This is a genomic window from Kitasatospora sp. YST-16 (assembly GCF_026802215.1).
Lineage (GTDB): Bacteria > Actinomycetota > Actinomycetes > Streptomycetales > Streptomycetaceae > Kitasatospora > Kitasatospora cineracea.
Map to the genome: position 1 here is coordinate 3,195,389 of NZ_CP113837.1, position 13,212 is coordinate 3,208,600.

Annotated in this window: 13 protein-coding genes; 4 read left to right on the forward strand and 9 right to left on the reverse strand. The window is 75.0% G+C overall.

Annotated features, from left to right (window positions below):
• The first annotated feature begins 60 nt into the window (after window positions 1–60).
• Window positions 61–1,356, forward strand: a complete 1,296-nt coding sequence (gene serS, locus OU787_RS14520) for a serine--tRNA ligase (protein WP_030461894.1) — start codon at window positions 61–63, stop codon at window positions 1,354–1,356.
• 189 nt (window positions 1,357–1,545) lie between these two features.
• Here the strand turns inward: serS and OU787_RS14525 are convergent, their stop codons facing one another.
• A complete protein-coding gene (locus tag OU787_RS14525; protein ID WP_268659567.1) occupies window positions 1,546–2,721 on the reverse strand; it encodes a sensor histidine kinase in 1,176 nt (391 codons plus the stop codon).
• Complete coding sequence (locus OU787_RS14530; protein ID WP_030461892.1) at window positions 2,718–3,386, reverse strand: response regulator; 669 nt, start codon at window positions 3,384–3,386, stop codon at window positions 2,718–2,720. Before OU787_RS14530 ends, OU787_RS14525 begins: the two co-directional genes overlap by 4 nt.
• 68 nt (window positions 3,387–3,454) lie before the next feature.
• On the opposite strand from OU787_RS14530, the gene OU787_RS14535 reads away from it, so the two are divergent.
• Together OU787_RS14535 and OU787_RS14540 are read left to right on the forward strand one after the other, a co-directional pair.
• On the forward strand, window positions 3,455–4,792 hold the full coding sequence (locus OU787_RS14535) for a diacylglycerol/lipid kinase family protein (protein WP_268659568.1): 1,338 nt from the start codon (window positions 3,455–3,457) through the stop codon (window positions 4,790–4,792).
• Complete coding sequence (locus OU787_RS14540) at window positions 4,792–5,391, forward strand: phosphatase PAP2 family protein (RefSeq protein ID WP_030461890.1); 600 nt, start codon at window positions 4,792–4,794, stop codon at window positions 5,389–5,391. Before OU787_RS14535 ends, OU787_RS14540 begins: the two co-directional genes overlap by 1 nt.
• Before the next feature lie 130 nt (window positions 5,392–5,521).
• Here the strand turns inward: OU787_RS14540 and kdpC are convergent, their stop codons facing one another.
• The 7 genes from kdpC to OU787_RS14575 all read right to left on the reverse strand — a co-directional run bounded on the left by kdpC (window position 5,522) and on the right by OU787_RS14575 (window position 12,435).
• Window positions 5,522–6,130: a potassium-transporting ATPase subunit KdpC gene (gene kdpC, locus OU787_RS14545; RefSeq protein ID WP_268659569.1), complete on the reverse strand. Its 609-nt coding sequence runs from the start codon at window positions 6,128–6,130 to the stop codon at window positions 5,522–5,524.
• 19 nt (window positions 6,131–6,149) lie between these two features.
• On the reverse strand, window positions 6,150–8,222 hold the full coding sequence (gene kdpB, locus OU787_RS14550) for a potassium-transporting ATPase subunit KdpB (protein WP_268659570.1): 2,073 nt from the start codon (window positions 8,220–8,222) through the stop codon (window positions 6,150–6,152).
• On the reverse strand, window positions 8,222–9,883 hold the full coding sequence (gene kdpA, locus OU787_RS14555; protein WP_268659571.1) for a potassium-transporting ATPase subunit KdpA: 1,662 nt from the start codon (window positions 9,881–9,883) through the stop codon (window positions 8,222–8,224). The genes kdpB and kdpA overlap by 1 nt, the downstream gene beginning before the upstream one ends.
• A 1-nt stretch (window position 9,884) precedes the next feature.
• The gene (gene kdpF / locus OU787_RS14560) at window positions 9,885–9,974 is read right to left on the reverse strand and encodes a K(+)-transporting ATPase subunit F (RefSeq protein WP_035956252.1); all 90 of its coding nucleotides are present in this window, start codon (window positions 9,972–9,974) and stop codon (window positions 9,885–9,887) included.
• 272 nt (window positions 9,975–10,246) lie between these two features.
• Window positions 10,247–11,089, reverse strand: a complete 843-nt coding sequence (locus OU787_RS14565) for an NAD-dependent protein deacetylase (RefSeq protein ID WP_030461886.1) — start codon at window positions 11,087–11,089, stop codon at window positions 10,247–10,249.
• Window positions 11,090–11,485: 396 nt separating this feature from the next.
• Window positions 11,486–11,872 (reverse strand): hypothetical protein, encoded by a 387-nt coding sequence (locus tag OU787_RS14570; RefSeq protein WP_268659572.1) that lies wholly within the window; start codon window positions 11,870–11,872, stop codon window positions 11,486–11,488.
• A complete protein-coding gene (locus tag OU787_RS14575; protein ID WP_268659573.1) occupies window positions 11,869–12,435 on the reverse strand; it encodes a universal stress protein in 567 nt (188 codons plus the stop codon). Before OU787_RS14575 ends, OU787_RS14570 begins: the two co-directional genes overlap by 4 nt.
• Before the next feature lie 273 nt (window positions 12,436–12,708).
• Between OU787_RS14575 and OU787_RS14580 the strand changes: the two genes are divergently transcribed.
• Window positions 12,709–13,161, forward strand: a complete 453-nt coding sequence (locus tag OU787_RS14580) for a universal stress protein (protein WP_268659574.1) — start codon at window positions 12,709–12,711, stop codon at window positions 13,159–13,161.
• The last annotated feature ends 51 nt before the right edge of the window (window positions 13,162–13,212 follow it).

Genomic DNA, 13,212 nt, shown 5'->3' on the forward strand with positions numbered 1-13,212 from the left:
GCTACGGTCGGGGCGAATCCACCCGCTGCAACCGCCGTACTCAGAGGAGAACCGACTCCGATGCATGATGCCCGCGTCCTGATCGACCTGGGGGACGAAGCCGTCCGGCTTCTGGCACGTCGTGGCTACCGGCTCGACCTGTCCGCGCTGGAGGCGCTGCAGTCCCGCCGCAACAGCGGCATCCAGGCCGGCGACGAGCTGCGGGCCCGCTCGAAGCAGGTCGCCCAGGAGGTGCAGCGCACCGCGAAGCAGGGCGGGGACGTCACCGAGCTGAAGGAGACCGCCCGCGCGCTCAAGGAGCAGGTGCAGCAGAACGAGGCGGAGCTGGAGCAGGTCCAGCAGGAGCTGACCGACCTACTGCTGACCATCCCCAACCTGCCCGACGACGAGGCCCCCGACGGCTTCTCCGACGAGGACGCCCGCGAGCTGCGCCGGGTCGGCGAGCCCCAGCACTTCGACTTCACGCCCAAGGACCACGTCGACCTCGGCGAGACCATGGGCATCATGGACTTCGGCCGGGCCACCAAGCTGTCGGGCTCGCGCTTCAGCGTGCTGCGCGGCGCCGGTGCCGCCCTGGAGCGGGCGATCGTCGCCCTGCTGCTGGACGTGCACACCCGCCGGCACGGGTACGTCGAGCACGCGGTGCCGTACCTGGTCAACCGGCGCACCATGACCGGCACCGGGCAGCTGCCGAAGTTCGAGGAGGACCTGTTCCGGACCGGCGTCGCGGACCGGGACCTGTTCCTGATCCCGACCGCCGAGGTGCCGCTGACCAACCTGTACGCGGACGAGATCGTCCCGCCCGCCGAACTGCCGCTGGCGCTCACCGCGCACACCCCGTGCTTCCGCTCGGAGGCAGGCTCGTACGGGCGCGACACCCGCGGGCTGATCCGGCTGCACCAGTTCTCGAAGGTCGAGATGGTCCGGATCTGCGCCGCCGAACAGGCCAGGGAGCAGATGCTGCTGATGGTCTCGCACGCCGAGACCTGCCTGCAGGAGCTCGAACTCGCCTACCGCGTCGTCACGTTGGCGGCCGGCGACACCGGCTTCTCGTCGCGCTTGACGTACGACCTGGAGGTGTGGCTGCCCAGCCAGGACACCTACCGGGAGATCTCCTCGGTCTCGGACTTCGGCACCTTCCAGGGCCGCCGGGCCGGCATCCGCACCCGGGACGAGAAGGGCAAGCCGACCCCGGCCGCCACCGTCAACGGCTCGGGCCTGCCGCTGGGCCGGACCATCGCGGCGGTGCTGGAGCAGCACCAGCAGGCCGACGGCTCGGTGCTGCTGCCGAAGGCGCTGCGCCCGTACCTGGGCTTCGCCCGGATCGCGGCCGACGGCACGCCCGTCGAGGAGTAGGAACGCGGGAGGTGGCGGTGACGGTGGCGTACGGCGAACTGCCGTGCGCCACCGGCGTGTTCGGGGCCACCGGCACGGTCGGTTCCACCAGCACGGTCGGGGCCGTGGGCGCGTTCGGCGCCACCGGCGTGTTCGGGGCCGCCAGCGCGTTCGGGGCCGCCACCGCGTTCGGGACCGTCGGCCGCGGGGTCAGTCGCCGGTCGGGATCCGGGCCTCGACCCGCCAGCCGGGGCCGGCCGGGCCGAGCGGGCCGGCCGCCAGTTCGCCGCCGAGCGCGGCGAGCCGGGTGCGCAGCGCGTCGAGGCCGCTGCCGCCGCCCGGGCGGGGGTGCGGGTGGGCGGGTCCGCCGTCGGTGACGGTGGCGGTGAGGCCGCTGCCGGGGGCGTGGGCGAGCGTGACGGTGACCCGGTCCGCGGCGGGGGCGTGGCGGCGGACGTTGGTGAGCGCCTCCAGCACCGCCCGGTAGGCGGCGTCCTCGACGGCGGGCGGCAGGGCGGGCAGTCCGGCCAGGCCGTGCAGGGCGGGCGGGGTCGGGAAGTGGCCGAGCAGCGCCGGGAGTTCGGCCAGGGTGTGGCGGCGGGGCGCGGCGCCGTCGGGGGCCCGCAGGGCGTCCAGGGTGTGGTCCATGGAGGCCAGCGCGCGCTGCCCGGCGGCCTCCAGCCGGGCCAGCAGCCGGGCGTTCTCCGCCTCGTCGTGGCCGCCGAGCCGCGCGGCCTGCACCTCCAGCAGGATGCCGGTCAGCTCGTGGGCGACGTAGTCGTGCAGGTCCCCGGCGACGGCCAGGCGCTGTGCGCGGCGGGCGTCGTCGACCGCGCGGGTCCGCCGCTCGTCCTGCCGGCGCAGGTACAGGCCGGTGCCGACGGCCGCGGCGACCGGCAGGGCGGCGATGAGCAGTCCGGCGACCGAGGCGTCCAGCGGATGCGGCTGCCGGAGCGCGAAGCGCAGCGGCAGGGCCAGCCCGGCCAGCGCGCCGAGCGCCCCGCCCCACCAGGCCCGGCGGCCGGGCAGCCGCCGCACGGCGCGCACCGTGAGCACCAGCAGCAGCGCGTACTCGACCGGCATCCAGAGCAGCGCCGGCCCGTTCTCGCCGACCTGGCCGAGGTCGACGGCCAGCGAGAGCACGGCGGCCCAGCACACCGCCGCCGGGCCGCCCAGCGCGGTGAGGGCGAGCACCGCGGCGGCGGTGAGCGCCGGGAGCCAGACCGGCCACGGGCCGAACGGCGCGGGGACGAGCAGCAGCAGCGCGGCGGCGGCCGTCGCCGCCATCCGGCGGGCACTCACCGCCGCCCAGCGGGCGCTCGCCGCCATCCGGCCGGTGCTCGCCGCCATCCGGCCGGTGCTCGCCGCCGCCCGGCCGGTGCTCACGCCGGGCCGCCCGGCAGGTCGGTGAGGTAGCCGAGCTCGAACGCCCGCATGGCGATGCCGACCCGGTTGCGGACGCCCAACTTGCGCTGGATGTGCGCGACATGGGTCTTGACGGTGCCCGCCGAGATGAACAGCGCGGCCGCGATGTCGGCGTTGGTGCGGCCCTCGGCGACCTCCCGGGCGATCTCCGTCTCGCGCGGGGTCAGCGGCTCCGCCAGCGGGTCCGCGCCGGGGCGGCGCCCGGTGACGTGGCGCAGCAGCCGGACCGTGACGGACGGGCTGATCAGGCTGTCCCCGGCCACCGCGGCGCGCACCGCCTCGATCAGCAGCGCCGGTCCGGAGCGCTTGAGCAGGAAGCCGGACGCGCCGCCGCGCAGCGCCGGGTACACGTACTCGTCCAGGTCGAAGGTGGTCACCACGACCACCCGGACCTGCGGGTCGGCGCCCGGCCCGCACAGCTGCCGGACCACCTCCAGGCCGTCCATCCGGGGCATCCGGACGTCCACCAGGGCGACGTCCGGGCGCAGCGCGCGGGCCGCCTCGACGGTGGCGACCCCGTCGCCGGCCTCGCCGACCACGGTGAGGTCCGGCTGGGTCTCCAGGATGCGCCGCAGCCCCCGCCGCACCATCTCCTGGTCGTCGGCGATCAGCACCCGGATGGTCACCCGGCGGATTCTGCCACAGGGATGCGGCGTGCCGGGCGGGGTAGCTGACAGGGCGTTACGGTCGACGGATGGGAGAGGCGGCGAGGTCGGTGTGGCCGGCGAGGGCGGTGTGGTCGGCGCGGGCGGCGATCGGGTGCGGGCTGGCGGCGGTGCTGCTGCTGGCCGCCGGGGCCGGGCTGCGCGGGGCGCTGGTGGTGGCGGTCGGGGTGGCCGCGCTGGCGCTGATGGCGGTCGGCGGGTGGTGGGCGCTGTCGCGGCGCGGGCCGGTGCGCTGGCTGGGGGTGCTGCTGGCGGTGGCGGCCCCGGTGGGCGCGGTGGTGCTGTACGTGGGCGGCGGGACGTGGCCGTGGGTGCTGGGCGCGGTGGCGCTGTGGGCGGCGGGCCTGTGGCTGGCCCGGGCGGCGCTGCGCGCGGCCGGGCGGTCCCGGGAGATGCCGGAGCGGGAGGTCGATCCGCCGCGCAAGGCCGTCCTGATCATGAATCCGAAGTCCGGCGGCGGGAAGGTGGAGAAGTTCCACCTGGCGGAGCGGGCCCGGGAGTTGGGTGCGGAGGTGGTGCTGCTGGACCCGGACGCGCAGCAGGACGTCACCGAGCTGGCCGAGCGGGCCGTCGCGGACGGCGCCGACCTGCTGGGCGTGGCGGGCGGTGACGGCACCCAGGCGCTGGTGGCGCAGGTCGCGGCCCGGCACGGGCTGCCGTTCCTGGTGGTCTCGGCGGGCACCCGCAACCACTTCGCGCTCGACCTGGGCCTGGACCGCGACGACCCGGCCCGCTGCCTGGACGCGCTTGCCGACGGCGTCGAACTGCGGGTCGACCTCGGCGAGGTCGCGGGCCGGGCCTTCGTCAACAACGTCTCGTTCGGCACCTACGCGGAGGTGGTGCAGAACCCCGAGTACCGGGACGCGAAGGCCGCCACCATCCTGGCCATGCTGCCGGACCTGCTGGTCGGCTACGCGGGCGCGCAGCTCGCCGCGGAGGCCGGCGGGCAGCGGCTGGAGCGCCCGCAGGCCGTCCTGGTCAGCAACAACCCGTACGACGCGGGCGACCTGCTCGACCCGGGGCGGCGTTCGCGGATGGACCGCGGTGCGCTCGGCGTCCTCGGGGTGCGGGTGGACGGCGCGGCGCAGGCCGCCGACCTGGCGCTGCGTGGTACGAGTGCGGAGGCGGTGACGGTCCTGGTCGGCCGCGAGGTGCTGGTCACGGCGGACGTGGCGAGCATCCCGGTCGCGGTGGACGGCGAGGCCCTGGAACTGGACGTGCCGGTGCGCTGCACGATCCGGCCCGGTGCGCTGCGGGTGCGGGTCCCGCGCGACCGGCCGGGCACGGTGGCCCCGGTACCGGCCCTGAAGTGGAGCCGGCTGGCGCACCTGGCGTCGGGCCGGACCGATCCGAACGGCGGTGCGTAGTGCGGGCGTTGACGCGGTGGGTGCTGGCGGGACAGCGCGTGGTGGCGGACTTCTCGGCGGTGGACGAGGCGGTGTACGTCGCGGTGGCGGCGACCCCGACACCGACCCTGGACGAGCGGCTGCGGCAGTTGTCCACGGCCGCGAACAACTCGAAGGTCTCGATCGCGGTGGCCTGCGGGCTGGCCCTGCTGCCGGGGCGGCCGCGCCGGGCCGCGCTGGTGGGCCTCGGGTCGGTGGCGGTGGCCTCGGCGGCGGCGAACCTGCTCGGCAAGACGCTGGCCCGCCGCCCGCGGCCGGACCGGGTCGGCGGGAAGGTCCCCGAGGCCCGGCACGTGCCGATGCCCGAGTCGGCGTCCTTTCCGTCCGGGCACACCGCGTCGGCGTTCGCCTTCGCCACCGGGGTCTCCTCCCAGCTGCCGTGGGCGGCGGCGCCGCTCGGGCTGCTGGCCGCGACGGTCGGCTACTCCCGGGTCCACACCGGCGTCCACTACCCGGGCGACGTCGTCGCGGGCGCGCTGCTGGGCACGGTCGCGGGCAGCGTGGTCGCGGGCCTGGACGCGTGGGTGCCCGGCCCGGGCGCGGGGTGCGACCGGCCCTGACGGCGGGCCCGTCGTCGGCGGGCATGGCGACTCTTCTCGGCTGCACGGCACGGGAGTCGGCCTGGCATACGGTCGGCCGTCCCGGACGGGGGAGCGTCCGGGACGGCCTGCGCAGGGAATTGACGGTCCGTCACTTGAGTTCGGCGACAGCCTGGTTGAGTTCGAGGACGTTGACGCCGGGCTGGCCGAGGAAGCCGAGCGAGCGGCCGTCGGTGTGCTCCTCGACCAGCCGGTCGAGCTGTGCGGCGGGGAGGCCGCGTTCCCGGGCGACGCGGTCGATCTGTTCCTTGGCGTAGGCGACGGAGATGTGCGGGTCGAGGCCGGAGCCGGAGGCGGTCAGCGCGTCCGGCGGGACGGTGGCCGGGTCGACGCCGTCGAAGGCGGCGATCGCGGCCCGGCGCTCCTGCACGGCCTTCAGCAGGTCGGCGCTGTTCGGGCCGAGGTTGGAGGCGCCGGAGGCGGCCGGGTCGTAGCCGCCCGCGGAGGGGCGGGGCTGGAACCACTTCGGGTCGGGCCGGGCCGGTGCGCTCGGGTCGGACTGCGGCAGGTCGAAGCGCTGGCCGAGCAGGCTGGAGCCGACCGGCTTGCCGTCGACCTCGACGATCGAGCCGTTCGCCCTTTGCCGGAAGGCGAGTTGGCTGACTCCGGTGACCAGCAGCGGGTAGGCGATGCCGAGGATCACGGTCATCACCAGCAGCATCCGCAGCGCGGTGAGGTGGGTGCGCAGGAAGGTGGGCATGTCTCGTTCTCCTCTCTTGTCAGTTGAGGCCGGGGACGAACTGGACGACCAGGTCGATCGCCTTGATGCCGACGAACGGCACGATCAGGCCGCCGATCCCGTAGATCCCGATGTTCCGGGACAGCAGCGAACTCGCGTCGGTGGGGCGGTACTTGACGCCGCGCAGGGCGAGCGGGATCAGGCCGACGATGACCAGGGCGTTGAAGACGACCGCCGAGGTGATCGCGGAGGTCGGGCTGTGCAGGCCCATGACGTTGAGGTGCCGCAGGCCCGGGTAGACGCCCGCGAACATCGCCGGGATGATCGCGAAGTACTTGGCGACGTCGTTGGCGATCGAGAAGGTCGTCAACGCGCCCCGGGTGATCAGCAGTTGCTTGCCGATCTCGACGATCTCGATCAGCTTGGTGGGGTTGGAGTCGAGGTCCACCATGTTGCCGGCCTCCTTGGCCGCCATGGTGCCGGTGTTCATCGCCACGCCCACGTCGGCCTGGGCGAGCGCCGGGGCGTCGTTGGTGCCGTCGCCGGTCATGGCGACCAGCTTGCCGCCCTCCTGCTCCTGCTTGATCAGCGCCATCTTGTCCTCGGGCGTGGCCTCGGCGAGGAAGTCGTCGACGCCCGCCTCCTCGGCGATCGCCCGGGCGGTCAGCGGGTTGTCGCCGGTGATCATCACGGTCTTGATGCCCATCCGGCGGAGCTCCTCGAAGCGCTCCCGCATGCCCTCCTTCACCACGTCCTTGAGGTGGATCACACCGAGCACCCGCGGCACGCCGCCGCCCTCGCGCTCGGCCACCACCAGCGGGGTGCCGCCCGCCGCGGAGATCCCGTCGACCAGCGAGGACACGTCCGCGCCGACCGAACCACCGCTGCCCGTCACCCAGTTGGCGACCGACCCGGCCGCGCCCTTGCGGACCTGCCGGCCGTCCAGGTCCACGCCCGACATCCGGGTCTGCGCGGTGAACGGCACCCAGGCGGCGTGCGCCAACTCGCCCTGGGCACGGGCCCGCAGTCCGTACCCGGTCTTGGCGAGGACGACGATCGAACGGCCCTCGGGTGTCTCGTCCGCCAGCGAGGACAGCTGCGCGGCGTCCGCCAGCTCCTCGACCGTGACCCCGGACGCGGGCAGGAACTCGGCGGCCTGCCGGTTGCCGAGCGTGATGGTGCCGGTCTTGTCCAGCAGCAGCGTGTTGACGTCGCCCGCAGCCTCCACCGCCCGGCCCGACATGGCGAGCACGTTGCGCTGCACGAGGCGGTCCATGCCGGCGATGCCGATCGCCGAGAGCAGCGCGCCGATCGTGGTGGGGATCAGCGCCACGATCAGCGCGACCAGCACGATCGTCGGCTGCGGGGCGCCCGCGTAGGCGGCCATCGGCTGCAGCGTCACCACGGCGATCAGGAAGACCACGGTCAGCGAGGCCAGCAGGATGTTCAGCGCGATCTCGTTCGGCGTCTTCTGCCGGGCCGCACCCTCCACCAGGGCGATCATCCGGTCGATGAAGGTCTTGCCCGGCTCGGAGGTGATCTTGACGACGATCCGGTCGGACAGCACCTTGGTGCCGCCGGTCACCGCGCTGCGGTCGCCGCCGGACTCCCGGATCACCGGCGCGGACTCGCCGGTGATCGCCGACTCGTCCACCGACGCGACACCCTCGACCACGTCGCCGTCGCCCGGGATCACCTGCCCGGCCTCGACTACCACGTGGTCGCCCAACCGCAGTGCGGTGCCCGGGACTTCCTCCTCGGCCGGCGAGGCGGGCCAGCCGGTCAGGCGGCGCGCGACCGACTCGGTCCTGGCCCTGCGCAGCGTGTCGGCCTGGGCCTTGCCGCGGCCCTCGGCGACCGCCTCCGCCAGGTTGGCGAAGACCGTGGTCAGCCACAGCCAGAGCGTGATCGCCCAGCCGAACACCGACGGGTGGGCGACCGCGGCGACGGTGGTGACCACCGAGCCGACCTCGACCACGAACATCACCGGGTTCTTCACCATCACCCGGGGGTCGAGCTTGCGCACCGCGTCGGGCAGCGAGGCGAGCAGCAGTTTCGGATCGAGCAGGCCGCCCGCGGCCCGCTGCGGAACTTCAGGGACGGTGGTGGACATCAGTGGAGACCTTCTGCGATCGGCCCGAGGGCCAGGGCCGGGAAGTAGGTGAGGCCGACGACGATCAGCACGACGCCCGACAGCAGGCCGACGAACAGCGGCCGGTGCGTGGGCAGGGTGCCCGCGCTCGCGGGGACCGGCCGCTGCCGGGCGAGCGAACCGGCCAGCGCGAGGACGAACACCATCGGCAGGAACCGGCCGCACACCATCGCCAGGCCCAGCGCCGTGTCGTACCAGGTGGTGTTCACCGTGATGCCCGCGAACGCCGAACCGTTGTTGTTCGCCGCCGAGGTGAACGCGTACAGCACCTCGGAGAAGCCGTGCGCGCCGTCGTTCAGCATCCCGGCCCGCTCGCCGGGCAGCGCGATCGCGGTACCCGCGCCGATCAGCACGATGGCGGGGGTGGTGAGGATGTACAGCGAGGCGAACTTCATCTCCCGCCCGCCGAGCTTCTTGCCCAGGTACTCGGGGGTGCGGCCGACCATCAGGCCCGCCACGAAGACGGCGACGATCGCGAGGATCAGCATCCCGTACAGGCCGGAGCCGGTGCCGCCGGGCGCGATCTCGCCGAGCATCATGTCGAACACCGTCAGCCCGCCGCCCAACGGCGTGAACGAGTCGTGGAAGGAGTTCACCGCACCGGTCGAGGTCAGCGTGGTGGACGCCGCGAACAGCGAGCTGGCCGCGACGCCGAAGCGCTGCTCCTTGCCCTCCATTGCCGCGCCGGCCGCCTGCAGCGCGCTGCCGGAGTGCTGGTGTTCGAAGAAGGTGATCAGCGCCGCCGAGGCCACCCAGAACAGGCCCATCACCGCGACGATCGCGTAGCCCTGGCGGTGGTCGCCGACCATCTTGCCGAAGGTCCGCGGCAGGGCGAAGGCGATCACCAGCAGCAGGAACACCTCCAGCAGGTTGGTGAAACCGGTCGGGTTCTCGAACGGGTGCGCCGAGTTGGCGTTGTAGAAGCCGCCGCCGTTGGTGCCCAGCAGCTTGATGACCTCCTGCGAGGCCACCGGCCCACCCGGGACCGACTGGGTGCCACCGCCGAGGGTGGTCACCTGCTCGAAGCCGTGGAAGTTCTGCACCACGCCACTGGCGACCAGCACGAGGGCGAAGACGATCGAGATCGGCAGCAGCAGCCGCAGCACGATCCGGGTCAGGTCGACCCAGAAGTTTCCGACCCGGTCGGTGCGGTTGCGGGTGAACCCGCGGATCAGCGCCGCCACCACCGCGATGCCGACCGCCGCCGAGACGAAGTTCTGCACCGCCAACCCGGCCATCTGCACCAGGTGCCCCATCGCGGACTCACCGCTGTACGACTGCCAGTTGGTGTTGGTGGTGAACGAGATCGCGGTGTTCCACGCCTGGTGCGCCTCCATCTCCGGCACCCCGAGCGACAGCAACAGGTGGGTCTGCAGCCGGATCAGCCCGTACAGGAACAGCACGGAGAGCGCGGAGAACGCCAGCACCGACCGCAGGTACACCGGCCAGCGCTGGTCGGCGCCCGCGTCGACGCCGACCACCTTGTAGAGACCGCGCTCGGCTCTCAGGTGCTTGGCGGAGGTCAGCAGGTGGGCGATGTAGTCACCCAGTGGGCGGTAGCACAGGGCCAGTGCGCCGACCAGGGCGACGGCCTGCAGCCACCCGGCGAGAGTCGGACCCATGTCAGAACTTCTCCGGGTGGATCAGCGCGAGGACGAGGTACCCGACCAGCGCGGCGGCGACGAGGAGACCGGCTATGTGCGCGGCGCTCACAGCTTCTCCACCCCCCGCGCGATCAGGGCGATGACGGCGAACACGGCGACCGTGACACCGACGTAGAGCAGGTCTGACATGGCATCCACCAAGGTGGCTCGGAACGGAACCGGTGCTTTTCCCGGCACCCCCGAGCCAAGCAGCGGAACCGGCCGTCCCCGCGCTCCCTGACGCCCCCCATACGGCCGCCCGCGCGACCTTGACGCCCCCTTGACGGACCCCCGCCGCAGCCTGCGCGGCGACCTACGCGGCCTGCGCGGCGACCTGCGCGGTTACCGCGCGAAGGGCGCGGCCAGAGCGGTCAGGGCCTCGCCGAGCGGACGGTCCACCCGGACCGCCGCCAGGTCGTCGCCGCGGGTGGTGCCGCGGGTGACGATGGCGACCGGCTTGCCGGCCTTCGCGGCGTGCCGCACGAAGCGCAGGCCGGACAGCACCGCCAGCGAGGACCCGAGCACCAGCAGGGCCCGGCCCTCGTCCACCAGCCGGTAGCAGTGCTCGACCCGCTCCTTGGGGACGCTCTCGCCGAAGAACACCACGTCCGGCTTGAGCACGCCGCCGCAGGAGGCGCACGGCGCGACGGCGAACGAGGCCACCAGGTCGTCCGGCAGCTCGACGTCGCCGTCCGGGTTGATCCGCGAACCGGCGTCCCGGAAGGCCGGGTTGAGGGCGGCGAGGCGCTCGTCCAGCTCGGCGCGGGGGCTGCGGGCGCCGCAGTCCAGGCAGACCACCCGGTCCAGGCCGCCGTGCAGCTCGACCGCGTCGGCGGTGCCCGCGGCCCGGTGCAGGCCGTCCACGTTCTGGGTGATCACCGCCGCCACCCGGCCCGCCTCCCGCAGCCGGGCCACCGCGAGGTGCCCCGCGTTCGGCCGCGCCCCGGCGATCACCGCCCGCCCCGCGTGGCTGCGCGCCCAGTACCGCCGCCGGGCCGGCTCCCCCGCCACGAACTCCTGGTACGTCATCGGCGCCCGGTTCCGGCGGACCCCGTCCGGCCCCCGGTAGTCCGGAATCCCGGACTCGGTCGACAGCCCGGCCCCGCTCAGCACCACCACCCCGCCCCCGGCCAGCAGCCGGGCCACCGCGGGAAGTCCGTCCTCGTGCGCGCTCATGCCGTCCATTGTGGAACGCCCCGCGCGGAACCGGCGGGCCCGGGCAGGAACCCCGGCGGGAACCGGGCGGAAACCCGGCGGCCCAGGCAGTACCCCCACGCACCGCCCAGGCCGCCCCGGGTGCGGCCGTTCCGGCCCCCACAGCCCGAACTTCCGCTGGCTCCTTTGTACTTCGATTCACCACCCGGGCAGAAGACGCGTACTGACCTTTCTTGGGAGCGCTTCCACGAAACCGCCGCACGCCGGACGCCACCCGAGCCCCTCCCGGGCACCGCCCGCGCCCCCTCCCGCCCCGCGACGCCAGGACCGGCCGCGGCCCGGACGATGCCCCCACGCACCGTCCGGGCCGCTCCCGTTCACGGCGGCCGGGCCCCACAACCCCGGCCGCCGCCGCTCACCGCGCCGTCACCCCGTCGTCCGGCCCGCCGCCCGGCCCGTCGCCCGCCACCGGGCCGACACCCCGCCCACCAGGGCGGCGAGCAGGGCCGCGCCCGTGAGCAGCGCGAGGTGCCCGGCCTCGACGGCCGGCCGGGACCAGCCGAGCTCGGCGTGCCGGTGCTCCGCGAAACCGTTGTGGAACAGCCAGACCGCCAGGCCGATCAGCGGCGCCGCCACCGGCCTCGACCACCCGCCGAGGGCCGCGCACCCGGCGGTGAACACCGTCAGTGCGAACCAGCCGGGCCGCAGCTCCCCCAGCAGGCCGAGCCCGGCGGCCAGCCCGGCCCCCGTGAGCAGCGCCAGCACCGCCGACAGGTCGGCCGGCAGCCGCCCCGGCACCGTCGCCGCGCTCATCCCCGCCCACCCGTCCGCCGACCCGAACCGACCAGCCCGCGCAGCTCCGCGTCCACCCCGCGCCCGCTCAACCCGTCCAGCACCAGGGCGAGTTCGGGCCGCGGCACCACCAGCACCGGGCAGCGGGCCGCGCGCACGCAGCGGGTGGGGACGGGGCGGCGCAGGCCGCGGTGCCACCAGGGGCCGGACGGGCCGAGCACCAGCAGGTCGCCGGGCCGGTCCGCGGCGGCGAGCAGGACGGCGGCGGGCTCGCCGCGCACCGTCCGGGCGGTGACGGGCACGCCGGGATCGGCCCCGCCGAACGCCTCCGCCAGCGCCCCGGCCAGCCGCTCCTCGGCGGCGGCCCGGACGGCGGACAGCAGCGGCTGGCAGGGCGAGCGCCGGTACCCGAACTCGCCGCCGGGCGGCTCCCAGGCGTGCAGCACCAGCACCTCCGCGCCGCCACCCGCACCGCCGCCCGCACCGCCGCCCGCCCGCCGGGCCTCGGCGACGGCGCGGTGCAGGGCGGCCAGGCTGCCGAGCGACCCGCTGACTCCGACCACGACGCGCACCGGCTCCGCCATCACGCCCTCCGTCCCCTTCCGAACCGCTCCGGCCCGTCCCGCGATGCGTCCCGGCTCGTGCCGCCGGGTGCGCGGGCCCCGGCCTTCCGGTCGCCGGGGCCCGCGTCCCACCAGCAGACCGGCCCGGACGGGCCCCGGGCCGCGCCTTGACGCCTCCCTGACGCCCACCGCCGGTTTCCCGACGCCGCCTTGACGCCCGGCCGCCCCTGACGGGCGTTCACTGGAGGAGGGGAACGAGGAGGGAACGGGGAGGAGAACGAGGAGGTGGCCGTCATGGCGCGGGAGCCCCTGGTGGTGGTCGGCGTGGACGGTTCGCCGGGCAGTCTGGCCGCGCTGCGGCGGGCGGTGCCGGAGGCGGCGGCCCGGGGCGCGGTGCTGGTGCCGCTGCTGGCCGGGTGCCCGTCCGACGCGGCGGCCCGGCGGCTGCTGGACGCGGCGCTGCGGCACGCGGTCGGGGGCTGGCCGGGCGGGGTGGTGGTCCGCCCGGTGGTGGCGGCCGGACCGGCCGGGCCCGCGCTGGTGGCGGCGGTCGGCGGCCCGGAGGACCTGCTGCTGCTCGGCTCCGACGGCCACCGCCGTCCCGGCCTGCCGCACCTGCGCGGCGCGCGCACCGAGCACCACTGCCGCGCCCACGCCCGCTGCCCGGTGCTGTGCGTCCCCGCCGACCCGCCCGTCCCACACTCGGGCCCGCAGGCCGCGCCGCACACCCCAGCCCGGGCAGCTTGAATCGTCAACTCACTTGCAGTGCAAGCGAGTTGACTGAAACCCCAGAAGCGG

Coding starts and splice junctions, on each gene's coding strand:
- serS (WP_030461894.1), top strand. CDS start 61: ATGCATGATGCCCGCGTCCTGATCGACCTGGGGGACGAAGCCGTCCGG.
- OU787_RS14535 (WP_268659568.1), top strand. CDS start 3,455: ATGGGAGAGGCGGCGAGGTCGGTGTGGCCGGCGAGGGCGGTGTGGTCG.
- kdpC (WP_268659569.1), bottom strand. CDS start 6,130: ATGCCCACCTTCCTGCGCACCCACCTCACCGCGCTGCGGATGCTGCTG.
- kdpB (WP_268659570.1), bottom strand. CDS start 8,222: ATGTCCACCACCGTCCCTGAAGTTCCGCAGCGGGCCGCGGGCGGCCTG.
- kdpA (WP_268659571.1), bottom strand. CDS start 9,883: ATGGGTCCGACTCTCGCCGGGTGGCTGCAGGCCGTCGCCCTGGTCGGC.
- OU787_RS14565 (WP_030461886.1), bottom strand. CDS start 11,089: ATGGACGGCATGAGCGCGCACGAGGACGGACTTCCCGCGGTGGCCCGG.
- OU787_RS14570 (WP_268659572.1), bottom strand. CDS start 11,872: ATGAGCGCGGCGACGGTGCCGGGGCGGCTGCCGGCCGACCTGTCGGCG.
- OU787_RS14575 (WP_268659573.1), bottom strand. CDS start 12,435: ATGGCGGAGCCGGTGCGCGTCGTGGTCGGAGTCAGCGGGTCGCTCGGC.
- OU787_RS14580 (WP_268659574.1), top strand. CDS start 12,709: ATGGCGCGGGAGCCCCTGGTGGTGGTCGGCGTGGACGGTTCGCCGGGC.